This window comes from Streptomyces sp. NPDC002076 (genome assembly GCF_053593835.1).
On the sequence record NZ_JBSFDI010000001.1, the window covers coordinates 667,774 to 692,536 of the forward strand.

28 protein-coding genes, 3 tRNA genes and 1 pseudogene are annotated in these 24,763 nt (G+C 71.2%); 9 read left to right on the forward strand and 23 right to left on the reverse strand.

The window, feature by feature from the left end:
* Positions 1 to 16: 16 nt before the first annotated feature.
* The 7 genes from ACWCQS_RS03145 to ACWCQS_RS03175 all read right to left on the reverse strand — a co-directional run bounded on the left by ACWCQS_RS03145 (position 17) and on the right by ACWCQS_RS03175 (position 3,817).
* A complete protein-coding gene (locus ACWCQS_RS03145; RefSeq protein WP_451002822.1) occupies positions 17 to 1,513 on the reverse strand; it encodes a DHA2 family efflux MFS transporter permease subunit in 1,497 nt (498 codons plus the stop codon).
* 84 nt (positions 1,514 to 1,597) lie between these two features.
* The gene (locus tag ACWCQS_RS03150; protein ID WP_451002823.1) at positions 1,598 to 2,167 is read right to left on the reverse strand and encodes a TetR/AcrR family transcriptional regulator; all 570 of its coding nucleotides are present in this window, start codon (positions 2,165 to 2,167) and stop codon (positions 1,598 to 1,600) included.
* 114 nt (positions 2,168 to 2,281) lie between these two features.
* Positions 2,282 to 2,710 (reverse strand): MaoC family dehydratase, encoded by a 429-nt coding sequence (locus ACWCQS_RS03155; protein ID WP_388619550.1) that lies wholly within the window; start codon positions 2,708 to 2,710, stop codon positions 2,282 to 2,284.
* Positions 2,711 to 2,717: 7 nt separating this feature from the next.
* The gene (locus tag ACWCQS_RS03160; protein ID WP_451002824.1) at positions 2,718 to 3,170 is read right to left on the reverse strand and encodes an FAS1-like dehydratase domain-containing protein; all 453 of its coding nucleotides are present in this window, start codon (positions 3,168 to 3,170) and stop codon (positions 2,718 to 2,720) included.
* Between the two features lie 201 nt (positions 3,171 to 3,371).
* Positions 3,372 to 3,536: a 50S ribosomal protein L33 gene (gene rpmG / locus ACWCQS_RS03165; protein ID WP_003948671.1), complete on the reverse strand. Its 165-nt coding sequence runs from the start codon at positions 3,534 to 3,536 to the stop codon at positions 3,372 to 3,374.
* 90 nt (positions 3,537 to 3,626) lie between these two features.
* Positions 3,627 to 3,699 (reverse strand) — tRNA-Met (locus tag ACWCQS_RS03170).
* Positions 3,700 to 3,744: 45 nt separating this feature from the next.
* A tRNA-Thr gene (locus ACWCQS_RS03175) sits at positions 3,745 to 3,817 on the reverse strand.
* Between the two features lie 339 nt (positions 3,818 to 4,156).
* Here ACWCQS_RS03175 and ACWCQS_RS03180 point away from each other — a divergent pair.
* Both ACWCQS_RS03180 and ACWCQS_RS03185 read left to right on the forward strand, forming a co-directional pair.
* A complete protein-coding gene (locus ACWCQS_RS03180) occupies positions 4,157 to 5,419 on the forward strand; it encodes an amidohydrolase family protein (protein WP_451002825.1) in 1,263 nt (420 codons plus the stop codon).
* Between the two features lie 219 nt (positions 5,420 to 5,638).
* The gene (locus tag ACWCQS_RS03185; protein ID WP_451002826.1) at positions 5,639 to 6,295 is read left to right on the forward strand and encodes an SDR family oxidoreductase; all 657 of its coding nucleotides are present in this window, start codon (positions 5,639 to 5,641) and stop codon (positions 6,293 to 6,295) included.
* A gap of 164 nt (positions 6,296 to 6,459) precedes the next feature.
* On the opposite strand, the gene ACWCQS_RS03190 is transcribed toward ACWCQS_RS03185, so the two are convergent.
* The 3 genes from ACWCQS_RS03190 to ACWCQS_RS03200 are packed head-to-tail and all read right to left on the reverse strand — an operon-like array spanning position 6,460 to position 7,337.
* The gene (locus ACWCQS_RS03190) at positions 6,460 to 6,672 is read right to left on the reverse strand and encodes a hypothetical protein (RefSeq protein ID WP_451002827.1); all 213 of its coding nucleotides are present in this window, start codon (positions 6,670 to 6,672) and stop codon (positions 6,460 to 6,462) included.
* A 42-nt stretch (positions 6,673 to 6,714) separates the two neighbouring features.
* On the reverse strand, positions 6,715 to 6,939 hold the full coding sequence (locus ACWCQS_RS03195; protein ID WP_351612174.1) for a hypothetical protein: 225 nt from the start codon (positions 6,937 to 6,939) through the stop codon (positions 6,715 to 6,717).
* Positions 6,940 to 6,983: 44 nt separating this feature from the next.
* Complete coding sequence (locus ACWCQS_RS03200; RefSeq protein WP_451002828.1) at positions 6,984 to 7,337, reverse strand: DUF6233 domain-containing protein; 354 nt, start codon at positions 7,335 to 7,337, stop codon at positions 6,984 to 6,986.
* Positions 7,338 to 7,526: 189 nt separating this feature from the next.
* Here ACWCQS_RS03200 and ACWCQS_RS03205 point away from each other — a divergent pair, with 189 nt between their 5' ends.
* The 4 genes from ACWCQS_RS03205 (at position 7,527) to ACWCQS_RS03220 (ending at position 10,396) form a co-directional block, all read left to right on the forward strand.
* A complete protein-coding gene (locus ACWCQS_RS03205; RefSeq protein ID WP_450982757.1) occupies positions 7,527 to 8,009 on the forward strand; it encodes a carboxymuconolactone decarboxylase family protein in 483 nt (160 codons plus the stop codon).
* Between the two features lie 441 nt (positions 8,010 to 8,450).
* Positions 8,451 to 8,792: an RRQRL motif-containing zinc-binding protein gene (locus ACWCQS_RS03210; RefSeq protein ID WP_451003017.1), complete on the forward strand. Its 342-nt coding sequence runs from the start codon at positions 8,451 to 8,453 to the stop codon at positions 8,790 to 8,792.
* 555 nt (positions 8,793 to 9,347) lie between these two features.
* Positions 9,348 to 9,968: a hypothetical protein gene (locus tag ACWCQS_RS03215; protein WP_451002829.1), complete on the forward strand. Its 621-nt coding sequence runs from the start codon at positions 9,348 to 9,350 to the stop codon at positions 9,966 to 9,968.
* A 155-nt stretch (positions 9,969 to 10,123) separates the two neighbouring features.
* Positions 10,124 to 10,396 (forward strand): hypothetical protein, encoded by a 273-nt coding sequence (locus ACWCQS_RS03220; RefSeq protein WP_451002830.1) that lies wholly within the window; start codon positions 10,124 to 10,126, stop codon positions 10,394 to 10,396.
* An 82-nt stretch (positions 10,397 to 10,478) separates the two neighbouring features.
* Here the strand turns inward: ACWCQS_RS03220 and ACWCQS_RS03225 are convergent.
* A tRNA-Tyr gene (locus ACWCQS_RS03225) sits at positions 10,479 to 10,560 on the reverse strand.
* 227 nt (positions 10,561 to 10,787) lie between these two features.
* Here ACWCQS_RS03225 and ACWCQS_RS03230 point away from each other — a divergent pair.
* The 3 genes from ACWCQS_RS03230 (at position 10,788) to ACWCQS_RS03240 (ending at position 13,330) form a co-directional block, all read left to right on the forward strand.
* Positions 10,788 to 11,276 carry a YajQ family cyclic di-GMP-binding protein gene (locus ACWCQS_RS03230; protein ID WP_218514922.1) on the forward strand — a complete coding sequence of 163 codons (489 nt, stop codon included), beginning with the start codon at positions 10,788 to 10,790 and terminating at the stop codon, positions 11,274 to 11,276.
* Between the two features lie 251 nt (positions 11,277 to 11,527).
* On the forward strand, positions 11,528 to 12,778 hold the full coding sequence (locus ACWCQS_RS03235) for an APC family permease (RefSeq protein WP_451002831.1): 1,251 nt from the start codon (positions 11,528 to 11,530) through the stop codon (positions 12,776 to 12,778).
* Between the two features lie 150 nt (positions 12,779 to 12,928).
* Positions 12,929 to 13,330: a YccF domain-containing protein gene (locus tag ACWCQS_RS03240; protein WP_451002832.1), complete on the forward strand. Its 402-nt coding sequence runs from the start codon at positions 12,929 to 12,931 to the stop codon at positions 13,328 to 13,330.
* A 61-nt stretch (positions 13,331 to 13,391) separates the two neighbouring features.
* Here the strand turns inward: ACWCQS_RS03240 and gvpK are convergent.
* The 12 genes and pseudogenes from gvpK to ACWCQS_RS03300 form a co-directional block, all read right to left on the reverse strand.
* Positions 13,392 to 13,493, reverse strand: a pseudogene (gene gvpK / locus ACWCQS_RS03245) (gas vesicle protein GvpK); the annotation flags it as partial.
* A 10-nt stretch (positions 13,494 to 13,503) separates the two neighbouring features.
* Entirely contained in the window at positions 13,504 to 14,367 is an 864-nt protein-coding gene (htpX, locus tag ACWCQS_RS03250; protein WP_450982761.1) for a zinc metalloprotease HtpX, read from the reverse strand.
* 191 nt (positions 14,368 to 14,558) lie between these two features.
* Positions 14,559 to 16,079, reverse strand: coding sequence for an NADH-quinone oxidoreductase subunit N (locus ACWCQS_RS03255; RefSeq protein ID WP_451002833.1), 1,521 nt, complete (start codon positions 16,077 to 16,079; stop codon positions 14,559 to 14,561).
* The gene (locus tag ACWCQS_RS03260) at positions 16,076 to 17,650 is read right to left on the reverse strand and encodes an NADH-quinone oxidoreductase subunit M (protein WP_451002834.1); all 1,575 of its coding nucleotides are present in this window, start codon (positions 17,648 to 17,650) and stop codon (positions 16,076 to 16,078) included. The genes ACWCQS_RS03255 and ACWCQS_RS03260 overlap by 4 nt, the downstream gene beginning before the upstream one ends.
* Positions 17,651 to 17,656: 6 nt before the next feature.
* Positions 17,657 to 19,651, reverse strand: a complete 1,995-nt coding sequence (locus ACWCQS_RS03265; protein ID WP_451002835.1) for an NADH-quinone oxidoreductase subunit 5 family protein — start codon at positions 19,649 to 19,651, stop codon at positions 17,657 to 17,659.
* Positions 19,648 to 20,022 carry an NADH-quinone oxidoreductase subunit NuoK gene (nuoK, locus tag ACWCQS_RS03270; protein ID WP_153539358.1) on the reverse strand — a complete coding sequence of 125 codons (375 nt, stop codon included), beginning with the start codon at positions 20,020 to 20,022 and terminating at the stop codon, positions 19,648 to 19,650. The genes ACWCQS_RS03265 and nuoK overlap by 4 nt, the downstream gene beginning before the upstream one ends.
* Positions 20,022 to 20,660 (reverse strand): NADH-quinone oxidoreductase subunit J family protein, encoded by a 639-nt coding sequence (locus ACWCQS_RS03275; protein WP_451003018.1) that lies wholly within the window; start codon positions 20,658 to 20,660, stop codon positions 20,022 to 20,024. Before ACWCQS_RS03275 ends, nuoK begins: the two co-directional genes overlap by 1 nt.
* Positions 20,661 to 20,701: 41 nt before the next feature.
* Positions 20,702 to 21,253, reverse strand: coding sequence for a NuoI/complex I 23 kDa subunit family protein (locus ACWCQS_RS03280; protein WP_451002836.1), 552 nt, complete (start codon positions 21,251 to 21,253; stop codon positions 20,702 to 20,704).
* Entirely contained in the window at positions 21,253 to 22,221 is a 969-nt protein-coding gene (locus tag ACWCQS_RS03285) for a complex I subunit 1/NuoH family protein (protein ID WP_451002837.1), read from the reverse strand. The genes ACWCQS_RS03280 and ACWCQS_RS03285 overlap by 1 nt, the downstream gene beginning before the upstream one ends.
* The gene (locus ACWCQS_RS03290; RefSeq protein WP_451002838.1) at positions 22,218 to 23,690 is read right to left on the reverse strand and encodes an NADH-quinone oxidoreductase subunit C; all 1,473 of its coding nucleotides are present in this window, start codon (positions 23,688 to 23,690) and stop codon (positions 22,218 to 22,220) included. The genes ACWCQS_RS03285 and ACWCQS_RS03290 overlap by 4 nt, the downstream gene beginning before the upstream one ends.
* Positions 23,687 to 24,283 carry an NADH-quinone oxidoreductase subunit B gene (locus tag ACWCQS_RS03295; protein WP_451002839.1) on the reverse strand — a complete coding sequence of 199 codons (597 nt, stop codon included), beginning with the start codon at positions 24,281 to 24,283 and terminating at the stop codon, positions 23,687 to 23,689. Before ACWCQS_RS03295 ends, ACWCQS_RS03290 begins: the two co-directional genes overlap by 4 nt.
* Positions 24,274 to 24,693 (reverse strand): NADH-quinone oxidoreductase subunit A, encoded by a 420-nt coding sequence (locus ACWCQS_RS03300; protein WP_388619487.1) that lies wholly within the window; start codon positions 24,691 to 24,693, stop codon positions 24,274 to 24,276. The genes ACWCQS_RS03295 and ACWCQS_RS03300 overlap by 10 nt, the downstream gene beginning before the upstream one ends.
* Positions 24,694 to 24,763 lie beyond the last annotated feature (70 nt).

Consider the following 24,763-nt stretch of genomic DNA (forward strand, 5'->3'; position numbering starts at 1 on the left):
GGTTCCCGGGCGGGTCTCAGCGGGCGCTGCTCTCCAGGGCGGTGCCCGCCGGGGCGGGAGCCTCCGCGGCAGCGGCCTCCAGGGCCGTCGCGGGCGTCCGCGCGTCCCCCGCGGCGAGGCGGGCGGCGGCGCGCCGGGCCGGGATCACCAGGGCCGCGACCGCGGCGAGGGCGACCACCGCCGAGCCGGTGACCAGGGCGGGCCGCAGGCCGTCGACGAAGCTCTGCGCACTCTCGTAGCCGCCCGGTGCGGAGAAGATCGACGACATCACCGCGATGCCGAGCGCGCCGCCCACCTCGCGCAGCGCGTTGTTGGCGCCGGAGGCGATGCCCTGCTCCTGCGGGCGGACGCTGGACATCACCAGATTGGCGGCCGGCGCGAAGTACAGGGCCATGCCGACCCCGCTGACGACCAGGGCGGGCAGCTGGGCGGCGTAGGAGGCGTCCGTGGTGGCCACGACGGCCATGTAGCCGAGACCGACGGCCTGCAGGAACAGGCCGGCCGCGACGACCGGGCGGCCGCCGATGCGGTCGGAGAGGATCCCGGCGATCGGCGCGACGAGCATCGGCATGCCGGTCCACGGCAGCATCCTGAGGCCCGCCTCGGTGGGCGAGTAGCCGAGCACGCCCTGCATGTACTGGCTGAGCAGGAAGATCGAGCCGAACATGCCGACGAACATCAGCAGGCTGGCCGCGTTGATGCCGGAGAAGGCGCGGGACCGGAACAGCCGCATCGGCAGCATGGGGTTGGCCGCGCGGGAGCTGTACAGGACGAACCCGGTCAGCAGCGCGCCGCCCGCGAACAGCGCGGTGAGGACCACGGTGTCGGTCCAGCCGTCGGCAGGGCCGCGGACCAGGCCGTAGACGATCCCGAAGAGGCCGCCGCTGGCGAGCAGGGTGCCGGGGACGTCGAGCCGGGCGCCGGTGCCATGGGACTCGGCGAGGCGCAGCCGGGCGAGCGGCAGCGTGATCAGGCCGAGCGGGACGTTCAGCCAGAAGATCCAGTGCCAGGAGACGTGCTCGGTGAGGCTGCCGCCGATGAGCGGTCCGGAGGCGACGGCGAGTCCGTTGACGGCGCCCCAGATGCCGTACATCATCCCGCGCTTCGCGGCGGGCACGGCTGCGGTCAGCAGGGTCAGCGTGAGCGGCATCGTCACGGCCGCGCCGACGCCCTGCACCGCGCGGGCGGCGATCAGGGAACCGATGCCGGGGGCCATGGCCGCGGCGGCGGAGGCGCCGGTGAAGACGGCGAGTCCGGCGATGAAGAGCCGGCGGCGCCCGAAGCGGTCACCGAGCGCCGCGCCGAACATCAGCAGGACGGCGAAGGTGAGCGTGTAGGCGCTCACGGTCCACTCGAGGTCGTCCAGCGCGCCGCCGAGGTCCTTGCGGATGGAGGGCAGGGCGGTGGTGACGACGAGGTTGTCGAGGGCCGCCATGAAGCCGGCGACGCTGGTGATGACGAGGGCCCAGGCGGCGCTTCCGCGGCTGGTGCTCGTTGCGGTCTGCTGTGACATCTCTCCCCCAGAGAGCGATCTAGTTAGTTATTGATGACTAACTTTTGCGGCCAGGAAAAGAGGCGGACAATCCACCTCGTTCCGCTACTTCTCCAGCCGGCCGGTGATCCGGGCCGCCGGATACATCCCCTGCCAGACCCGGTGTTCGGGCGGAAACCCCATGGCAGTGAGGGTGTTGATGAGCATTCCGTACGCCAGGAAGGTCGTGGTCTCACCGTCGTCCGCCCCCAGCGGCAGATGGACGGTGTCCCAGAGCTTCATCCAGGAGGCCCGCACGGCCTCGCCGAACTCGTGGTCACCCTCCGCCTCGGCCGCCGCGACCGTGATGTACGTCTGCATCTGCATCTGGAGCTTCTCGGGCTGCTCCGTGATCAGCCGCACATAGGCGTTCGCCATGGCATGCAGGGCCTCCTCGCCGTCCAGTCCCTCGGCCGCCGCCTCGAAGACCCGGCAGGTGTCCTCCACGCACCGGAGCGACGCGGCGGCGAAGATCGCCTTCTTGCCCGCGAAGAGCCGGAAGAGATACGGCTGCGACACACCGACGCGGCTCGCGATCGCCTCCGTGGAAGTGCCGTAGTAGCCCTTCCGCGCGAACTCGGCGATCGCCGCGCGAATGACGCTCTCGCGTCGCTCTTCTGCACTCATCCTGGGCATGGAAAGTAAGTTAGTACTCAATCACTAACTTGGCAAGCTCCTCGGCCCCGGACATACGTAAGGGGCGCCCCACCATGGAGGACGCCCCTTACCTCACTGTTTCCGGTGGTGCCGTCAGGCCAGCCGTACGACCGCCCGGGACATGCCCAGCACCTTCTGGCCGTCACTGGTCGCCGTCAGGTCCACGCGCACGGTGTTGTCGTCCAGCTTGGCCGCGACCTTGCCGCTGACCTCGATCAGCGCGCCCTGGTCGTCGTTCGGCACGACGACGGGCTTGGTGAAGCGGACGCCGTACTCCACGACCGCGCCCGGGTCCCCGGTCCAGTCGGTGACCACGCGGATCGCCTCGGCCATGGTGAACATGCCGTGCGCGATGACGTCCGGCAGTCCGACCTCCTTGGCGAACTTCTCGTTCCAGTGGATCGGGTTGAAGTCCCCGGAGGCACCCGCGTAGCGCACGAGCGTGGCGCGGGTCACGGGGAAGGTCTGCGCCGGCAGTTCGGTGCCGACCTCGACGTCGTCGTACGCGATCTTCGCCGTCATCAGGTCCTCACGCCTCCCCGGCCGCGCGGGCCACGAGCTTGGTCCAGGCGGTCACGACGTGCTCGCCGGCCTCGTCGTGCACCTCACCGCGGATGTCCAGGATGTCGTTGCCCGCGAGGGACTTGATGCCCTCGATGGTGGAGGTGACCGTGAGCCGGTCGCCGGCGCGCACCGGGCGGCTGTAGGCGAACTTCTGGTCGCCGTGCACCACGCGGCTGTAGTCGAGACCGAGCTGCGGGTCCTCGACGATCTGCCCGGCGGCCGGGAAGGTGATGGCGAACACGAACGTCGGCGGGGCGATCACATCGGAATACCCGAGCTGCTTCGCGGCCTCCGGGTCCGTGTAGACCGGATTGGTCTCACCCACCGCCTCGGCGAACTCGCGGATCTTCTCCCGGCCCACCTCATAGGGCGCGGTGGGCGGGTAGGTCCGTCCAACGAAGGACTGGTCGAGCGCCATGGCCCGGCACCTCCTGATGTCTGCTGTGATGGCCCCAAATTAGCCGGAATCCCGCGGGACAATGCGCAGGGGGGACGGGTCAGGACCGGCCGCTGAAGCACGGGTGAAGCCGAAGCGCCGGGGAAGCCGAGGCGCCGGTGAGGCGGTGAAACGCCGCGAGGCCGCCCCCTCGGAAGGGGACGGCCTCGCGAACGAGCCTGTTTATCGCGTCTCGCGGTGCGCGGTGTGCGCGTTGCAGCGAGGGCAGTGCTTCTTCATCTCAAGACGATCCGGGTTGTTACGCCGGTTCTTCTTGGTGATGTAGTTCCGCTCCTTGCACTCCACGCAGGCCAGCGTGATCTTCGGGCGGACGTCGGTGGCAGCCACGTGAGTGCTCCTAAGACGAACGGGTGGACTAATTCAACGCAAGAAAGAGTAGCCGATCGAAGGACCGACCCCACAATCGGCTACTGTGAGTAGCGGTGACCGGACTTGAACCGGTGACACAGCGATTATGAGCCGCTTGCTCTACCGACTGAGCTACACCGCTGCGATGCGATCGGACCCCGCCTTTCGGCGGGACCTCTCACACCAGAGCCCCAAAACGGAATCGAACCGTTGACCTTCTCCTTACCATGGAGACGCTCTGCCGACTGAGCTATTGGGGCGAGCGATGAAGACATTACACGGTCCGCCGCCGTTCACCCAAATCCGTATCCGGCGGCCCCGGACCACCCCTATCCCAGGGCCCGCAGTGGCCTCACGAGCCCTCGCACGGAGCTGAAGCCGCGTCCACGCGCGCGTGGACGTCGGCGGGAAGGGCGGGGCCACGCGGTGCGCGGCATGTGCACCGGCAACGACGGACCACGCCGGTACGACTATTGCGCTCCTGCGCGCCCGGCGCGGCTCGCCACCCTAGGCTCGACTCGCTCGGCGTGATCTTGGGGCCCGGGCCCCGGTGTCTCACGCGGGCCAACCCGAGCCCCCGCCCCCGATCCTGGAGCGCGATGCCCGACAGCCAGCCGCAGCCCCATCCGCCGTCGAACTCCTCGGGATCCTCGGGTCAGTCCGACCCCGCCCTGCTGCTGTGCGGAGCGCGGCTCACCGACGGCCGGACGGTGGACGTACGGCTGGGCGGCGGGCGCATCGAGGCGGTGGGCACGGCCGGCAGTCTGGCGCCGGGACCCGCCCGGACGGGCGCCACGCGCGTGGACCTGAACGGCTACCTGCTCCTGCCGGCCCCGGCCGAACCGCACGCCCACGGCGACACCGCGCTGTCCGCCGAGCACCCCGGCCCGGCGTCGTACGCCCCCGAGGACGTCCAGCGCCGGGCGACGGAGGCGGCCTTGCTGCAGCTCGGCCACGGCGCGACGGCGGCACGCACGCACGTGCGCGTGGGCGACGTACAAGGGCTCGGCGCGCTGGGCGCGGTCCTGCAGGCGCGGCGCTCGCTGCGGGGGCTCGCCGAGCTGACGACGGTCGCGATGCCACGACTGCTGACCGGGGTGGCCGGAGCCGACGGGCTGGCGATGCTGCGCGACGCGGTCAAGATGGGCGCCTCCGTGGTGGGCGGCTGCCCCGACCTGGACCCCGATCCCACGGGCTATGTGGAGGCGGTCCTGGAGGTGGCCTCCGAGCACGGCTGCCCGGTGGACCTGCACACGGACGCCTCCGACCTGGCCCGGTTGTCCCGGCTCGCGGCCATGGCCGGGGGCCTGCGCCCCGGCGTGACGATCGGGCCGTGCGCCGGTCTCGCACGCCTCCCCACCGAGGCGGCCTCCCGCGCCGCCGACCAGCTCGCGGCGGCCGGCGTGACGGTCGTGTGCCTGCCTCAGGGCGGCTGCTGCGGGACCGACCGCCGCGGCACCGCTCCGGTACGGCTGCTGCGCGCGGCCGGAGTGCGCGTGTCGGCCGGCAGCGGCGCCCTGCGCGACGCCTCCAACCCCGTCGGCCGCGGTGACCCCCTGGAGGCGGCCTATCTCCTCGCCTCCGCCCACGGCCTGCGCCCGGAGGACGCCTACGACGCCGTGAGCGCATCGGCCCGCGCGGTGCTGGGCCTGCCGGAGGTACGCGTGGAGGCCGGCTTTCCCGCGGACCTCCTCGCTGTACGCGGCAACCGCCTGGCCGGCGCCCTGTCCCTGGCCTACAGCCGGATCGTGGTCCACCGGGGCCGGGTGGTGGCGCGCACGAGCGCGGTGCGCGAGTACTGCAACTCGGCGGCCACGGTGGAACTCGGGTTGCCGCGGCAGGGGCGGGGCGAGCTGTCGTGAGGGCGCGCGGTCCGGAGTGCGGGCTGGAGCGCGGTCCGAGGTGAGGATCCGAGGAGAGCGCGCGGGTGGGTGTGAGCGCTGGGCGTGCGCTCGTGCGCGCCCAGCGCGGGCCAGTGGGCGTGAGCCCGGCGCGGGCCAGTGGGCGTGAGCCCGGCGCGGTGTTGCCACGCCGGTTAACTCGTGCGGCGGATGCGCCCCTTCCGGCGTACGGTCGGAATCATGCGCATTGTCATCGCTGGTGGTCATGGACAGATCGCGCTGCGGCTGGAGCGCCTGCTCTCCGCGCGCGGAGACGAGGTCGCGGGGATCATCCGCAAGTCCGAACAGGGCGACGATCTGCGCGCGGCCGGCGCCGAACCGGTGCTGCTCGACCTGGAGTCCGCCTCGGTGGAGGAGGTCGCGGCGCATCTGCAGGGCGCCGACGCGGCGGTCTTCGCGGCCGGCGCGGGCCCGGGCAGCGGGGCGGCCCGCAAGGAGACGGTGGACAGGGGCGCGGCGGTGCTGTTCGCGGACGCGGCCGTACGCGCGCGTGTACGCCGTTTCCTGGTCGTTTCCTCGATGGGCGCGGATCCCGCGCACCGGGGCGACGATGTCTTCGACGCGTACCTGCGCGCCAAGGGCGAGGCGGACGCCTACGTCACCCGCCAGGAGGCCCTGGACTGGACGATCCTGCGCCCCGGCTCACTGACGAACGACGCCGGCACCGGCCAGGTCCGGCTGGAGGCGCACACCGGGCGCGGCGCGATCCCCCGGGACGATGTGGCGGCCGTACTCGCGGAGTTGGTGGACACCCCGGCGACGACCGGCCTGACGCTGGAGCTGATCAGCGGATCGACACCGGTGTCGGTGGCGGTGAAGTCGGTGGCCGGGAACTGAGGCCGGCCACCGGCCGTTGAACGGACAGGCCCCGCCACCGAGCCCTCAGCACTATCGGCCTGTCGCCCCGTCAGTCCCCCAACAGCCACGCCCCACACACGCAAGCCCCCTCCCACACGAAAGCCCCCCTCCGCACACGCAAGCCCCTCCGCCTCTTCGCGAACTCAGAACAGAGGCAGCTGCCCGGGAAACTCCGGTACGGCGTATCCGTCCAACGCCGGCTGGACTGCCCCGAGTTGGGCCTGCTGCCGCGATCCGGTGCAGGAGACGAGTTCCCCGTTCTCCCGCGCCCCGGGCGGGTCGTGCCGCGCGTAGCGGCCCGCGACGACGGCGATGTCGCGATGACACACAGGGCAGGCTCTGCGTCGGGAGGACATGCCGTCAGTGTGCCCGCACCCGGCGCGGACGCGACACCGCTGTCAGGTGCGGGTCTCGGCCTCCCAGCGATCGGGGCCCACTCCGCGCCAGTCGATCAGCGGTGAGTCGGCCACCTGCTCCGGCTCGATCTCCAGCCCCGCGCGGCGCAGGAACTCCACGAGGTCCCCCACGTTGTGCGCCAGGCCCAGGATCTCACCGTCCACGCGGACCCGGCGGCCGCCGGTCGGGGACGGCAGGTGCACGATGATGGGTCGTTTCCCGGCCATGGCTCCAGCATCGTCCGGACCGCCCGGGCCTGCACCCGGACCGGTCATTCCAGTATTCCCAGCACACTGTCGGGGCGGCACAGCGGGCATGCGGCGACCTCTCCTTCGGTGAGTGCGCGGACCGCCTGCTGCCGGCCGACCGCCTTGACGCGTCCGCCGGCGCTCGCACAGCCGCCGACGTGGACGTACACCGCTGTGCGGCCGTTCAGTCCGCGCTCGATCAGCCAGTCCGGGGCGGCCTGCCGGACGGCGAGACGGCGCTGCCGTTCGGCCTCCCGGCGCTCTTCGTCCGCGATCCACCGGTCCATCAGGGCGAGCTGCCGCGCGGCCTGATGTTCGACGACGCGGCGGGCGAAGCGCAGCATGTCGAGACGCGTCAGCGGACGGTCATCGTTCACACGTTCGATTCTAGTGAAGAGACCCGGAAGTGCGACCAGCGGGATGCGACCGAACAGGATTCGCGTGAAATGGTTCCCCCACCGCTGAGACGCAGGTCACATCCCTTCCTGTCACAGCGCACGGGTCCGCTCTGTCCAAGAGGGCGTACGCAGAGGGCGTACACACCGGCAAGCACCCAGGAGTACACCGTGGAAGCTCGTCTGAACGTCATGGCCGCCCCGGTCGCGGCCAAGGTCATGAAGCACATCATCGCCGCGGGCATGGCGCTCTCGGAGTCGACCGTGCCGGCCTCGACGCGCGAACTGATGATGCTCCGCGCCAGCCAGATCAACGGTTGCGCCGGATGCATCGACATGCACACCAAGGAGGCCGCCGCGGCCGGCGAGACCGCCGTACGCCTCCATCTGGTCGCCGCCTGGCGGGAGGCCAAGGTCTTCACCGACGCCGAGCGCGCCGCGCTGGAGCTGACGGAACAGGGCACCCGCATCGCGGACGCGGCCGGCGGCGTCCCGGACGAGGTCTGGGCGAACGCCGCCAAGTACTACGACGAGGACCAGCTCGCCGACCTGGTGGCCCAGATCGCCGTCATCAACGCCTTCAACCGCGGAAACGTCATCACCCAGCAGCCCGCCGGCGACTACGAGGCGGGCATGGCCGCCAAGTTCCACTGACGGCAACGACAAGAGCCCCGCGACCTGCTCTCGCAGATCACGGGGCTCTCGTTTTCGTGTGGCGGCGCCGGGCTTCGAGCACGGGAGGCAGTGTCCGAGCCGCACGGGCAGGAATCCGCACCCGCCCCGCACACCCCCGGCACACCCCGAACCGGCACCCACCCCGGTTGCCGCCGACGCCCTGGCAGGCGTACCCGTTCTGGAACCGTCCGCGCTGGTCACGGCCCGTGCGGACGCAGCGCGGCAAACCGATCCACACGCGCCCGCGCACCTCCCGCACGCCCGTACACCGAGTCCGCACAGACGGGCCGCCCGCGCAGCGCCCGCGCGCTGGGCGAGGCATTCGGCATGAGCGAGTCCTGGGGACGCCGGCAGATCCTCGCCGTCCCGCGACGACGAGCCCTCCCGCCCCGTCCTGCGAGCCGTCGACACCGCGGCCGTCTGACAGCCGGCACTGCCGTCCACCGGTGGCACCTGGCTCCCGAGCGGCCGGCCACGGTCCGGCAACTGCGCGCCCTCGGGTTACGGCCCCGTGGGCGGGACGTGGCAGCCCAGTCGGAGCGTCCGCGGCGCCGCCGCGGACCGCTGGTCGCCCACCTCTACTCGATCGCGCCGCCAAAGCCCGTCCGGCCGACGAGGCCCGCCAAATGGGTGACCCCGGCCGAAGCCAATGCCGCCCGCCGCAGGTGCCCCGAGTGTGGTCGGGATGCCGAATGCGTCATCCCGCCCTCGCTCGGCATGTGCGTGCCGTGCGCCCATCCCGAGGAACGGCGCGTCACGTGAACACCGCCCGCTCTGAAGGGACTTCTGAGGGAAGACCACGCGTCACCGACCCTCGACCTGCCGGCCTGGATGCCCATGCTCGCCCCCACCGGCCGCCGCCGCTGCCTCCGCTTCGCCCGGCACTGACCCTTCACTCACGTGATCACCGGCACGTTCGCGCGCCTGCAGACCCTGCCGAACTCCGGCTGACCAGCGGAAACGCTCTGTCTCGCCGACCCGAACCCCACCCCGGAGCCGTGGAACCCGGCACCCACTCGGTGCGACAGCCGGGCCACCGGCCTGCCCGGACATGCAAGCCGAAACGGTCTGCCAGACAAACTGACGGACCGTCATAAAAAATTGGCGGCTAATTACTTTATCGCCCGGTCTCCAGAGGCGCCATCGGCGCTGAGCCACGTGTTGCAGACATGTCAGCGTCTGGCCTAACTCCGCAGGTCGAACCGTTATCGCATGCAGTTCGCGCGGAAAGCGTGATGAGGCTGGATGCGGATCAACGTTTGCATTCTCGAACCGATCGGACAGTTCCCTCGGCTATGCGAGGAGAGAGGACACAAAATGTTTCCGAAGCGCAAGGTGACGCGCAATTGGAGCCAAGACGAGGGCGCTCCCTCGCGTCGCCCCCGCCTGGGTGCGAAGGCGGCGGCCGTGATCGTGCTCGGCAGCGGGGTGGGTCTCTGGTCAGTGCCCATGGCGCACGCCGCAGATCATGATTCGCCCAAGACCTTCCGCTCAAGCGGTACCTTCGCCGCCCCCAAGGATGACGCAGACGTCGACGCTGCCGAGGACCGCGCGAACGCCAAGGAAGACTCGGACGACGACGCTACCCACGACCGCGCGAACGCCAAGGAAGACGAAGGCGGCAACACTGCCCACGACCGCGCGAAGGCCAAGGAAGACTCGGACGACGACCGCGCGAACGCCAAGGAGGACGAAGACGACGACGCCACCCACGACCGCGCGAACGCCAAGGAAGACGAAGACGACGACGCCACCCACGACTGGGCGGAGGCCAAGGACGACACGGACGACGAGGCCACCCACGACTGGGCGGACTTCGACGAGGACGGCTTCCGTATCACCGTCATCGTCAACAACAACAATAACAACAACAACGCGGGTGCCCAGAACAACAACAACAATAACAACAACAACCTCGGTCGCACCCACCACACCTGATTTCACGGTCTGGGTGGATGGGAAAGCCATCCACCCAGACTGCCGAGTGGCCGCCCATCCCGATTTTCACGACTCCAGGGTGTCCTCGGGAATATGAGTCAGCCAGGGCGTCGAGTTCTGGGCCGGGAAATGCACCGAGCTGCTGGAACTCCTGGATGCTCTGGACTCTGATCAGCCTGCTCGCCACTGCTGTCCTGGCCGTCACCCGCGCCCGCACCCGCGCCCGCACCCGCGCCCGCGCCCGCGCCCGCGCCCGTGTCACGACAGCCGAGCCTGCCGGCGAGCTCGTCCCCGTCAGCAGCCGCGAACTCCTCCGGCTCTTGGAGATCACTGTCGTGCCCCGTCCCCGACACGACCGCGGCCACCTCAACCCGTCCACGCCCCGCCCCACACATCGAGATGAGGCGTTCGAACGCGAGACAGCGTGAGACGGTCCGCTGATCACCCTGGGATACGACAAGGGCCCCGTGACCTGCTGTTCTCGCAGGTCACGGGGCCCTTGTTCCCGTGTGGCGGCGCCAGGATTCGAACCTGGGAAGGCGAAGCCGGCAGATTTACAGTCTGCTCCCTTTGGCCGCTCGGGCACACCGCCGGGGTTGGCCACCAGATCGAACCGCTTTTCGGCGGTGCCCCCTGGCGACGACGTAAACAATACCCGATACACGGGGGTGCTTCGCCACCCGGTTGATCTCCACCCCTCGGCTCGCGGGGTGGCTAGGCTAGTGCGGATGCGGCCCGGTATGACGCCGGGTCCGGCGGCCGCCGCCGCGCACGCCGGCACGCACCCGATACGCACCCCGATACAAGGAGCCACAGGACATGGCCGACTCCAGTTTCGACATCGTCTCGAAGGTCGAGCGGCAGGAGGTCGACAACGCCCTCAACCAGGCCGCCAAGGAGATCTCGCAGCGCTACGACTTCAAGGGCGTGGGCGCCTCGATCTCGTGGTCCGGTGACAAGATCCTCATGGAGGCGAACTCCGAGGACCGGGTGAAGGCTGTCCTCGACGTCTTCCAGTCCAAGCTGATCAAGCGCGGCATCTCGCTGAAGGCGCTGGACGCGGGCGAGCCCCAGCTGTCCGGCAAGGAGTACAAGATCTTCGCGTCGATCCAGGAGGGCATCTCCCAGGAGAACGCCAAGAAGGTGGCGAAGATCATCCGTGACGAGGGCCCCAAGGGCGTGAAGGCCCAGGTCCAGGGCGACGAACTGCGCGTCACCTCCAAGAGCCGGGACGACCTGCAGGCCGTGATCGCGCTGCTGAAGGGCAAGGACTTCGACTTCGCCCTGCAGTTCGTGAACTACCGGTAGCAGACCGGCAGGACATCGGTAGGAGACCGGCAGGGCACCGGTGGGAACCGGGCAGCACGCCGGTAGGGACCGGCAGCACACCAGCCGGACATCCGTGCAGCAGGGAAGGGCGGGCGCCCCCGAGCGGTGCCCGCCCTTCCGTGCTGTCGTAGCACACGTTCGCTGCCTGTTGACCGCGCGTACGTGGCCTGTTGACGAGGGAGACGCCGGTGGTCCACCTCCCGGTTCCGGCGGTCAGTAGGGTGCGGCGCATGACAACCTCCGGCACCGGGCTGCGCCGCACCCTCGGCGTGCGGGACGCCGTGCTCGTCGGCCTCGGCTCGATGGTCGGGGCCGGCGTGTTCTCGGCCCTGGGGCCCGCCGCGCGCGCGGCGGGCACGGGACTGCTGCCCGGGCTGGCGCTCGCGGCCGTGGTGGCCTACTGCAACGCCATGTCCTCGACCCGGCTCGCCGCTCGCTACCCGGCCTCCGGCGGGACGTACGTGTACGGACGGGAACGGCTGGGCCTCTTCTGGGGCTATCTCGCGGGCTGGGCCTTCGTGGTCGGCAAGACGGCGTCCTGTGCGGCCATGGCGCTCACCGTGGGCGCGTACGTCTGGCCGGGGCAGGCGCACGCGGTGGCGGTCGCGGCCGTGGTGGCCCTGACGGCCGTGAACTACGGCGGGATCCAGAAGTCGGCGTGGCTGACGCGCGTGATCGTGGCGGTGGTGCTGGCCGTGCTCGCGGCCACGGTGGTCGTGTGCCTGGCCTCCGGGCAGAGCGACGCCGGGCGGCTGGACATCGGGCTGTCGTCGGGCGCGGGCGGGGTGCTCCAGGCGGCGGGGCTGCTGTTCTTCGCGTTCGCCGGGTACGCGCGGATCGCGACACTCGGGGAGGAGGTGCGGGATCCGGCGTGCACGATTCCGCGTGCCATCCCGCTGGCCCTGGGGATCGCGCTTGTGGTGTACGCGTGCGTGGCCGTCGCGGTGCTCGCCGTCCTCGGTACGGACCGGCTCGGGCACGCGGCGGCGCCGCTGGCCGACGCGGTACGGGCGGCCGACGTGCCGGGGTTCGCACCGGTGGTGCGGGTCGGGGCCGCGGTGGCGGCGCTGGGCTCGCTGCTCGCACTGATCCTCGGCGTGTCCCGTACGAGCCTCGCCATGGCCCGGGACGGGCATCTGCCGAGGGCGCTGGCGGCCGTGCACCCGCGTTTCCAGGTGCCGCACCGGGCGGAGCTGGCCGTGGGCGCGGTGGTCGCCGTACTGGCCGCGACGGTCGATGTGCGCGGCGCGATCGGCTTCTCCTCCTTCGGCGTGCTCGCCTACTACGCCGTCGCCAACGCCTCCGCGTGGACCCTGAGTCCGGCCCCGTCGGCCCGTGTGGTACCCGTGGTGGGCCTGCTGGGCTGCGCCACGCTGGCGTTCGCACTGCCCGCCGGCTCGGTGGCCGTGGGGGCCTGCGTGCTCGCGGTGGGCGTGGCGGCCTACGGCGTACGACTGCGGGCGCGACGGCGCACCGAGTGACGCCGAGTGATGCCGAGTGATGCCGAGCCGGATCGTCTCCGGACGTTCCCGATCACGCCACAAGGACGCTGCGGTTCTGCCTGAACGCCCGGCACGCTGATACTTGTGGCAGCAGGCATGCCGGCGGAGCGACCTGGAGAGGTACCGACCATGAAGCTGTTCAACCTGCTGCTCAACATCCTGTGGCTCGTCTTCTGCGGCTTCTGGATGGCGATCGGTTATCTCGTCGCCGCCCTGATCTGCTTCGTCCTGATCGTCACCATCCCGTTCGGCATCGCGTCGCTGCGCATCGCCGGCTTCGTCCTGTGGCCGTTCGGCCGGACCACCGTGGACCGGCCGGACGCGGGGGCGGGTTCCTTCATCGGCAACGTGATCTGGGTGATCTTCGCGGGCTGGTGGCTGGCGCTGGGGCACCTCATCACGAGCATCCCACTGTTCCTGTCGATCATCGGGATCCCCTTCGGCTGGGCGAACCTCAAGCTCATTCCGATCTCCCTCATGCCGCTCGGGCGTGAGGTGGTGCCGTCGGACCAGGGTTTCGCCGGGCGCTGATCTCCCGCGCCGCGCGCGATCTTCTGCGTCGGCTCCGCCGCCCTCCCGCGCCGGCCGCCGGTCACGGCGGGAGCAGCGTGCCCAGCGGCCCGAGGTCGATGTTGAGGTCGGCCATGGTGAGGCCGTAGCCGTCGCACAGTTCGGCCATCCGGTCGTGCAGGAGGACGGCGGACTCACCTGTGGCGGCCTGCCATTTGCTCCAACCGCGCGATGCGGTCCGCCATCGGCGGGTGCGTGGAGAACATCTTGGTCAGGCCCTGGCCCGAGCGGAACGGGTTCGCGATCATCATGTGGCTGGCGGTCTCGATCCGCGGCTCGGGGGGCAGCGGGAGCTGCTGGGTGCCGGTCTCCAGCTTGCGCAGGGCACTGGCGAGGGCCAGCGGATCGCCGGTGAGCTGGGCGCCGGAGGCGTCCGCCTCGTACTCGCGGGAGCGGCTGATGGCCAGCTGGATGAGGCTGGCGGCGAGCGGGCCGAGGATCATGATCAGAAGCAGGCCGAGCAGGCCGGGGCCGTCGTCGTCGTCCGAGCGGCCGACCGGGATCAGCCAGGCGAAGTTCACCAGGAACATGATCACCGAGGCGAGTGCGCCGGCGACCGAGGAGATGAGAATGTCCCGGTTGTAGACGTGGCTGAGCTCATGGCCGATGACGCCCCGCAGCTCACGCTCGTCCAGCAGGCGCAGGATGCCTTCGGTGCAGCACACGGCCGCGTTGCGCGGGTTGCGGCCCGTGGCGAAGGCGTTGGGGGCCTCCGTGGGCGAGATGTACAGGCGTGGCATGGGCTGACGGGCCTGCGTGGACAGCTCGCGGACCATGCGGTACAGCGCGGGGGCCTCGAACTCGCTGACCGGGCGGGCGCGCATCGCGCGGAGGGCCAGCTTGTCGCTGTTCCAGTACGCGTACGCGTTCGTGCCCAGGGCCACCAGGACCGCGACGATCAGGCCGGTGCGGCCGAAGAGGCTGCCGATGACGATGATGAGTGCGGACAGTCCCCCGAGGAGTACTGCGGTCCTGAGCCCGTTGTGCCGGCGGTGCACCGTGCGCCCTCCAAGTCGTGCAGCTGGGGAACACTTTGGTCCAGTGGACCCTCCCGCTTGTGACAACGCCAGGCGGCGGCTGCGAGTTCCCTGGTGGGTGCGGCCGCGCGCCGGGGCCGTACGGGTGATGGGCGCGTACGGCCACGCGCGCGTGGAGGCCACGGATGCCCCACGCGTGCGTGGCCGAGCCTTCAGAACAGGCCGGTGGCCGCGAAGCGGAGGACCAGCTGGGGTGCTCCGGACAGGGCGACGCCGAGTACGCCGGTGAGGGCGAGGGCGGCCGTGAGGGGGGCCGGGACGTGGTGTCGGGCGGGTTCGCCCTCGGGGGCGCGGAAGAGCAGAGCCGTCCACTGCAGGTAGTAGAAGAGGGCGATCACCACGTTGACGGCCATGACGACGGCGAGCCAGCCGAGGCCCGCGTCGACGGCCGACGAGAACACGGTGACCTTGGCGAACAGCCCGATCACGCCCGGCGGCAGCCCGGCCAGGCACAGCAGGAAGAACGCCAGCAGGAGCGCGGTGAGCGGGTTGCTGGCGTACAGACCCCGGTAGTCGGCGATCCGGTTCAGGGCTCGGCTACGGCCCACCACGGCGGCCACCGCGAAGGCGCCGAGGTTCACGGCGCCGTACATCAGCGCGTAGGCCACCGTGGAGCCGATCGCCTTCTGCGGATCCTTGGCGTAGCCGGCCGCGGCGATCGGTACCAGCAGGTAGCCGGCCTGACCGACGGAGGACCAGGCGAGCAGCCGTACGGCGCTGTACGCGCGCGTGGCCTGCTGGCGCAGGGCACCGACGTTTCCGACGGTCATGGTGAGCGCGGCCAGGGCGGCGAGCGCGGGGCCCCAGACGTCGGCGTACGACGGGAGCGCGACGACGGTGACGAGGATCAGGCCGGAGAAGCCGACCGCCTTGCCGACGACCGACAGGTAGGCGGCGACGGGCAGCGGTGCGCCGACGTAGGTGTCGGGCACCCAGAAGTGGAAGGGGACGGCGGCCGTCTTGAAGGCGAAGCCGATCAGGGTGAGGACGACACCCGCCTGGGCGAGCGTGTGCAGCTGTCCGCCGACGTGGGGCAGGCGCTGAGCGACCTGGGTGAGGTAGAGCGTGCCGGTGGAGGCGTAGACGAAGCTGATGCCCATCAGGCTGACCGCGGTGGCCGTCACCGAGGACAGGAAGAACTTCAGGGCGGCCTCGGAGGACCGCTCGTCGCCGTGCCGGATGCCGACGAGGGCGAACGCGGGCAGGGAGGCGACCTCCAGGGCGACGATCAGCGTGGCCAGGTCGCGGGCGGCGGGCAGCAGGGCCGCTCCGGCCGCGGAGGACAACAGCAGGAACCAGAACTCGCCCGGCGGGACGCGCCGCTGGTCGTCGCTGAGGTTCGTGACGGACAGCAGGGCCGCGAGCAGGGCACCGCTGAGGACCAGGAACTGGATGACCAGCGTGAAGTGGTCGGCGGTGTAGCTGCACGCGCGTGTGCCGGCGCCGGTGAGGCAGAAGGTGCTGCGGTCGCCGTCCAGGAGGGGCAGCAGCATCAGCGCGGCCACGGCGAGACCGGCGACCGAGACCCAGCCGAGGACGGGCTTGCGGGCCTCGGGCAGGAACAGGTCGGCGACCAGGACGACGAGTGCGACCGCGGCGGCGATGGTCGGCGGGGCGACGGCGAGCCAGTCGACGGACTGGACCAGCGACTCGGCGAGGGGCTGGGCGCTCATCGGGTGCCTCCTGCGAGGAGCTGGTGCACGGCCGGGTCGGTCAGGCCGAGCAGCGCCCTCGGCCACAGTCCGGCGGCGACTGTGAGGGCAACGAGCGGGGTCCAGGCGGCGAACTCGTAGCCGCGTACGTCGGCGAGCTTCGGGACTTCCTGTTCGACGCCGCCCATGCAGACGCGGCGGACCACGATCAGCATGTACGCGGCCGTCAGCAGGGTGCCGAACGCGCCGATCGCCATGAAGGTGAGGAAGGCCGGCCGGCTGAGGTCGGCGGCGGGCTTGAACGCGCCGAACAGGGCCAGCATCTCGCCCCAGAACCCGGCGAGCCCGGGCAGCCCGAGCGAGGCGACGGCACCGAACGCGAGGAGGCCGCCGAGGCGCGGGGCCTTGCCGTACAGCGCGGCGCCGGTCTCCTCGGCGAGGGTGTCCAGGTCGGTCGTGCCCGTGCGGTCCTTCAGCGCGCCGACCAGGAAGAAGAGGAGGCCGGTGATGAGGCCGTGGGCGATGTTGGCGAACAGGGCGCCGTTGACGCCGGTCGGGGTCATGGTGGCGACGCCCAGCAGCACGAAGCCCATGTGGCCGACGGAGGAGTAGGCGATCAGCCGCTTGAGATCGCCCTTCGCGCCCCGCTTGGCCAGCGCCAGACAGGCCAGGGACCCGTAGATGATCCCGACGACGGCGAACGCGGCGATGTACGGCGCGAAGGTGTGGAAGCCGTGCGGCGCCACCGGCAGCAGGATCCGGACGAACCCGTACGTACCCATCTTCAGCAGGACACCGGCCAGCAGCACCGAGCCCACGGTCGGCGCCGCGGTGTGGGCGTCCGGCAGCCAGCTGTGCAGCGGCCACATCGGCGATTTCACCGCCAGCCCGATCCCGATCGCCAGAACGGCGATGACCTGCACGGATGCGGTCAGCGACCGGCCGTTGTCAGTGGCGAGTGCCACCATGTCGAACGTGCCCGCCTTGATGCCGATCAGGAGCAGGCCGAGCAGCATGACCACGGAGCCGAGCAGCGTGAACAGGATGAACTTCCACGCGGCCCGGGTCCGGCCCTCGCCGCCCCAGCGGGCGATGAGGAAGTACATCGGGATGAGCACCATCTCGAACGCGAGGAAGAACAGCAGCAGATCGAGGACGGCGAAGGTCGCGAGGGTGCCGGACTCGAGCAGGAGCAGCAGTGCGACGAACGCCTTCGGCGAGCCGCCCGCGGGCGGCTTGAAGTAGGAGTACAGCGCGCACAGGAAGGTCAGCAGCGCGGTCAGGACGACGAGGGGGAGGGAGATGCCGTCGATGCCGAGGTGGATCCGCACGTCGAGCGCGGGGATCCAGCTGATGTCCGTCGTGGCCTGCATCTTCGACGGGTGGTCGTGGTCGAAGCCGAGCGCGAGGACGATCGCGGCAATGAGGATCGCGCCGGTCACGGTCACTCCGTGCCGCAACACGGCCTGCTCGGGTGACTTCCCCTTCAGTCCGGGCGGAGCCGGGAGGAGGGCGGCGACGGCGCCGAGGAGCGGGCCGACGACGACGAATGCCAGAAGGAACTGCATCACGGACTCGTTGATATCGATCACGCCTGCTCACGCTCCCGTGGCGACGAGGACGACGGCGACCGCCAGGAGGACGGTGCCGGCGAGCAGCGCGCTCACATAGGTCTGCACATTGCCGGTCTGCGCCCGCCGTACGGCGGCCCCGAGCAGCCGGGGAAGGGCGGCCGCGCCCTGTACGTAGGTCTCGACGACCTCGCGGTCGAGGAACCGGACGAGGCTCGCTCCGGCCTGGACCGGAAGGACGAACAGTGCCGCGTACACGGCGTCCAGGTGGAAGCCGGCGGCCGCGTGGCGGCGCAGCGGGCCGAGCAGCAGCCGCGCCGGGTCCGCCGGGTCGGGCGCGTAGGCGATGTCGCCGTAGGCCGGCTCGTGGGTGGCGATGGCCTCGGCCTCGACCAGCCCGGCGTCCTCCTCCGGATGGGCGGCGACCGCGCCCAGCGGGACCCGGGCGGCGAGCTGGGTGGTGCGCTGCCAGGCGCCGTAGGTCAGCAGCCCGCCGACCACGGAGAGGCCTGTGCCCAGGATGGAGGTGAGCAGGGTCGGGGTCAGGTCGCGCCCGTCGAACCAGCCGGGCAGGACGCGGTAGGCGAGCCCGCCGAAGGCGAGGGACGGCACGGCGAGGACCCACAGCACCACGGTCATCGTCAGCGGCTGGCGGCCGTGGTGGGGGGCCTCGGCGCCCCGACCGCGGAAGGCCAGCAGCCACAGCCGCGCCGCGTAGGCGGCGGTGAGCAGGGCGGTGAGCAGACCGGCGACGAGGACGATCCAGCCGGCGGCGCAGGGGGCGTGGTCCGGGTGACCGTCGACCACGTGCTCGGCGGCGCCGAGGACGGACTCCTTGGAGAAGAAGCCGCTGAACGGCGGGATCGCGGCGAGTGCGAGGAGCGCCACGGTCATCGTCCAGTAGGCGTCCGGAACACGGTCGCGCAGATGGCTCATCCGGGACATGGCGGCCAGTGAGTTGGTGCCGGAGGCGTGGATGATCACGCCGGCCGCGAGGAACAGCAGCGCCTTGAAGGCGCCGTGGGACAGGAGGTGGAAGACGGCGGCACCGCGGTCGCCGACGGCGAGGGCGCCGGTCATGTAGCCGAGCTGGCCGATCGTCGAGTAGGCGAGGACGCGCTTGATGTCGTCCTGGGCGAGCGCGGCGAGACCGGAGCCCACCATCGTGACGGCGGCCATGACGGCCAGCACGGTCATCGCGGCCTGCGAGGCCTCGAAAACCGGGAGGAGGCGGGCGACGAAGTAGATACCGGCGGCGACCATCGTCGCGGCGTGGATCAGCGCGGAGACGGGCGTGGGGCCGGCCATCGCGTCCGGGAGCCAGGTGTGCAGCGGGAACTGCGCCGACTTGCCCGCGACACCCGCGAGGAGCAGCAGGGCGACGACCGTCGGATGGTGCAGGTTGCCGCTCGCGACGGCGCCGAGGACGCGGGTGATGCGGAAGGACCCGGCGTCGGTGGCGAGCGCGAACAGGCCGATGAGGAACGGCACGTCGCCGAGCTTGGTGACGAGGAAGGCCTTCAGGGAGGCGGCGCGGGCCTCGGGGGTCTCCCAGTAGTGGCCGACCAGGAAGTAGGAGCAGATGCCCATGACTTCCCAGCCGACCAGCAGCACGATCAGGTCGCCGGAGTAGACGACCAGAAGCATCGCGGAGGTGAAGAGGGAGACGAGGGCGGCGTACGAGGGGTAGCGCGGGTCGTCGCGCAGATAGCCCGTCGAGTAGATCTGCACACAGGCCGCGACGAACGCGACCAGGATCGCGACGAGCGCGGCGAAGCCGTCGATGTGCAGCGCCAGCTCGATGGGGACCGAGCCGGTGGGCGTCAGCTCGGTGTGGGCGTCGTTGGCCTGACCGCCTCCCTGGCGTGCTGCGACCAGCGCCGCCAGGACGAGCGAGACCAGCGGCGGCAGCACGGCGAGCGGGCGGATGAACCCGGGCGCGGTGCGGCCGAGCAGCAGTCCTGCCGCGGCGCCGAGGAACGGCAGAAGGGGGACGAGGGCGGCGAGGGTGGTCGTGGTCACGCGGTGGCCTCAGCCTTCTCGGCCGCGGAGGAGCCCGGTCCCTCGGTGCCGGGGCCCTCGGCGGTGTCGCGGAGCTTGTCGATGTCGGAGGTGCCGCGGTTGCGGTAGACGGCGAGCACGATCGCCAGGCCGATGCCGATCTCGGCGGCGGCGATGGTGATGGTGAACAGGGTCAGCGCCTGGCCTGAGTGCAGGGTGTCCTTCGCGGCCCGGCTGAGCCAGACGTCGAAGGCGACGAGGTTGAGGTTGACGGCGTTGAGCATCAGCTCGACCGACATCAGGACCAGGATCGCGTTGCGGCGGGCGAGGACGCCGTACAGGCCGGTGCAGAACAGGAGGGCGGAGAGTACGGCCGGGTAGGCGAGGTGCATCAGCGGGCGCCTTCCTGCTCGACCGGGTGAATTCCGGAATCCGTGACGGAGGGGGAACTCTCCCTGACCCCCCGGGAGTTCACAGGGGGAGGGTTCGACTCCGCCTTCGCCTTGCGGGACAGGACGATCGCGCCGACCAGGGCCGCGAGGAGCAGGACGGACAGGGCCTCGAAGGGCAGCACCCAGTTGCGGAACAGGCTCTCGCCGGTGACCCGGGTGGAGCCGGCGGCCGGGCCGTTCAGGTCGATCCAGGTGGTGCGGAAGGCGTCGGCGACCACCCAGACGAGGGCGACGGCGGCGGCACCCGCAACGGTCAGGGCGGCCCAGCGGTTGCCGGAGTCGGCGTCCGGGGAGCGGCCGATGGGGGCCTTGGTGAGCATCAGACCGAACAACAGGAGGACGACGACGGAACCGACGTAGATCAGGACCTGCACCCATGCGATGAACTCGGCCGTGAGCAGCAGGTACTCCACGGCGAGACCACCGAGCGCGACCACCAGCCACAGGGCGGCGTGCACCAGTTGGCGGGTGGTGACGGTGACGAGCGCGGCGCCGAAGGTGACCAGGCCGACGAGGAGGAAGGCGACCTCGACGCCGGTCGGGGACAGGAAGCCGTGTGAGGCCGCGGCGAAGTGCATGCCGGTACGACCCGCGGCCGGGCTCAGGGTCGAGGCGAGGGTCACGACGTGCCCTCCCCCGGTTCGGTCTGCGTGGCCGCCAGCTTCTCGGCGGTCTTGCGGGCGGCGGCGATCTCCTTCGGCTCCTCGGCGGCGGGGTCGAGGGCCGGCGGGGCCGGGACGGTCCACATCCACTCGCGGAGCTTGTCCCGCTCATGGGTGAGGTCACGGATGTCGGTCTCGGCGTACTCGAACTCCGGGGACCAGAACAGGGCGTCGAAAGGACACACCTCGATGCAGATACCGCAGTACATGCACAGGGAGAAGTCGATGGCGAACCGGTCGAGGACGTTGCGGCTGCGCTCGCGGCCGCCCGGGGCGGCGGGCGGGACGGTCTCCTTGTGGGAGTCGATGTAGATGCACCAGTCGGGGCACTCACGGGCGCAGAGCATGCAGACCGTGCAGTTCTCCTCGAACAGGCCGATCACGCCGCGCGTGCGGGGCGGCAGTTCGGGCTGGGCGTCCGGGTACTGCTCGGTGACCGTCTTCCTGGTCATCGTGCGGAGGGTGACGGCCAAGCCCTTGGCGAGGCCGGAGCCGGGAACGGGGGCCATCAGGAGATCACCACCTTGACGATGCCGGTGAGGGCGATCTGGGCGAGGGAGAGGGGGACGAGGAGGGTCCAGGACAGCTTCTGGAGCTGGTCCTCGCGCAGCCGCGGGTAGGTGACGCGGAGCCAGATGACGAGGAAGGCGAGGATCGCGGTCTTCAGCAGGGTCCACAGCCAGCCCAGGCCGTCGTGGCCCCACGGGCCGTGCCAGCCGCCCAGGAAGAGGACGGTGGTCAGGCCGCACAGGACGACGATCCCGGCGTACTCGGCGAGGAGGAAGAGTGCGAACCGCAGACCGGTGTACTCGGTGTACGCGCCGAAGATGATCTCCGAGTCGGCGACAGGCATGTCGAACGGCGGGCGCTGCAGCTCGGCGAGTCCGGCGACGAAGAAGACGACCGCGCCGACGATCTGCCAGGGCACCCACCACCATTGGAAGGCGTGCAGGATGCCGGGCAGGGAGACCGTGCCCGCCGCCATCGCGACCGAGGCGGCGGCGAGCAGCATCGGCAGTTCGTAGGCGAGCAGCTGGGCGGCCGTGCGCAGACCGCCGAGCAGGGAGAACTTGTTCGCGCTGGCCCAGCCGGCCATGAGCGAGCCGAGTACGCCGACGCCCATCACGGCGAGCACGAAGAACACACCCGCGTCGAGGACCTGGCCGACGGCGCCGTTGCTCGGGCCGATCGGGATGGCGAGCAGCACGAGGAGGTACGGCAGCAGGGCGACGGCGGGGGCGAGCTGGAAGACGCGCCGGTCGGCGCCGGCCGGGACCACGTCCTCCTTCTGTGCGAACTTCACGCCGTCTGCGATGAGCTGGGCCCAGCCGTGGAAGCCGCCGGCGTACATCGGGCCGAGCCGGCCCTGCATGTGCGCCATCACCTTGTGCTCGGTCTGGCCGACGATCAGCGGGAAGGTGAGGAAGACGACGAACACGACCACGAGTCGCAGGGCGACGTCCAACGCGCCGTTCACTGCGGGCCTCCTGGGGTGGTGTCGTCGTTGGGCTCGGGTTCGGCCTCGGGGTTGTCGGGGGTGGCGGGCTCGTCGTCGGTGGGGAGGCCGTCGCCGGTACCGGCGGGCCGCTCGGGTTGCTGCTCGGCCTGTTCGGCTTCGGCGGGGGCCAGCTCGGGCTCCGCAGACGCCCGCTCGGGTTCCGTCGAGGCCTGCTCGGGCCCCACAGCGGTCCGCCCCGGTTCCTCCGGTGCCTGTTCGGTTGCCGCCGGGGCCTGTTCGGGCTCCTCGAAGGCCGGGCGGGCGTGGTGCCATGGGGCGTCCGAGCTGCGCGGGGGCGTGGTCCGGCGGGCGGGACGAGCGGCGCCGTCCGTTGCCGCCGGCTCATCCGTGGCCGGTGCCGCCGGTTCAGGAGCCCGGGGTCGCTGTGAGGCCGAGCCTTCCGAGGCGCTGCGGGCGCGGCGCGGACGGGCCGGGGCGGGGCCGGGCTCATGGGCCACGGAGGCCTCGGCGGCCGGGCCCTCGGCTGCCGCATCCGCCGCGGCCTGGGTCGCGTCGCCCTCGGCCGCCGCCTGCTTGAGCCCGGCCGCGTCCTGGGGTGCCCGCGTCTGGCTCACCGAGCCCTCGCCGGCACTCCGCATCCGGCGCGGCCGCGCACCGGCAGCGCCCACGGCCCCGCCGGCCCCTGCAGCCCCGCCAGTCCCCGTAGCGCCAGCTCCGGCAGCCCCGCTGGCCCCGCCGGCCGCAGCAGCCTCGCCCGTCGGTTCGGGCGGGGCGGCCTGCGCGGTCTGGCTGGCCGATCCCTCCGCCGCCGTGCGGGTGCGTCGTACCGGGCGGTCTCCGGCTGCGCCCGCGCGAGCCGCCGGGCGTTCGCCCGCCGCTCGGCCCGCGCCGCGCGCCGGGCGGGCCGGGGCAGGGGGCAGTTGGCCCTTCAGGGGGCCCCACTCGTTGGGGTCGGGCACGCCCGGGGGGAGCATCTGGCGGCGCTTGGGGCCGCCGTGCTCGGATTCGCCGGGCTCCTTGGCGCCGGGCCAGGCCTTGGCGACACGTGCGGCGAGGACGAAGTCCTTGCGCAGCGGGTGGCCCTCGAAGGTCTCCGGGAGGAGCAGGTGCTCCAGGCTCGGGTGACCCTCGAACACCACGCCGAACATCTCGTGGGTCTCGCGCTCGTGCCAGGCGGCGCCCGCGTAGACACCCACGGCGGAGGGCAGCGCCGGCGCCTCGTGCGGGACGGTCGTGCGGACGAGGAGGCGGCGGACCGGACCCAGGGCGACGACATGGGCGGAGACGCGGAAGCCCGTGCCCGGTTCGTCGACCGCGCTCAGCCAGTCGAAATAGGTGCAGCCCAGGGTCGTACGGGCCGTCTCCAGGGCGGTGAGCCAGGAGGACGGCGGTACGTCCACGGTCAGGAGGTCGTAGGACTCCTCGGCCGTGGCGTCCGTACCGAACAGGTCCTCGACCGGGGCGGGCAGCCAGCCGACCGTGCTCATGGGGCATCCCCCTCGCCGGCGGGAGCGGGTGGCTTCACCAGGTCACTGGTCAGGGCAGCGGCCGAGGGCCGGGAGTGGCCGTACCGCTCCCCCAGCGACTCGCGGGCGATCTTCTCCTGGAGCTTGAGGATGCCCTGGAGCAGCGCCTCCGGGCGCGGTGGGCAGCCGGGGACGTAGACGTCGACCGGGATGATCTGGTCGACACCCTTCGTCACCGAGTACGAGTCCCAGTACGGGCCGCCGCAGTTGGAGCAGGCGCCGAAGGAGATGACGTACTTGGGCTCGGGCATCTGCTCGTACAGACGTTTGACGGCCGGGGCCATCTTGTCCGTGACCGTGCCCGACACCACCATCAGGTCGGCCTGGCGCGGACCGGGGGCGAACGGGATCACGCCGAGGCGGATGAAGTCGTGGCGGGCCATCGACGCGGCGATGAACTCGATCGCACAGCAGGCGAGGCCGAAGTTGAAGACCCAGAGCGAGTAGCGGCGGCCCCAGTTCAGAACCACCTTCATCGGCTCGGGGGCCAGGCGGGACAGCGCGCCCAGCCGCTTCGGCTCCGGGAGCGACACAGGGGTGGGGGTCACGTCCATGCCAGGACGCCCTTCTTGTATGCGTACAGCAGGCCCACGGCGAGGAAGCCGAGGAAGACGAACATCTCCACGAGCGTCGTCGCGCCGTAGCCGGGGGCGGCGAAGACCGTCGCCCAGGGGAACAGGAAGATCGAGTCGACGGCGAAGATGACGTACAGGAAGGCGTAGACGTAGTAGCGGACCTGGGTGTGGGCCCAGCCCTCGCCGACGGGGTCGACGCCGCACTCGTAGGTCAGCAGTTTCTCGGGGGTCGGCACGACCGGGCGCAGCAGGCGGCCCGCACCGAAGGCGACCGCGACGAACAGCACGCCGATCAGCGCGAGCAGGCCCACGACCGAGTAGGACCGGAAGTAGCCGGCCGCGATGACGTTCGCCGCGGCGGCCGTCGAGTCCCCCAACGTCTCCCGCACCGTCCGACCTCGCTCCCTGACATCATTCGACGATCTGTACGCACGGGAGTCTAGGCCCTGATAAAGAGCT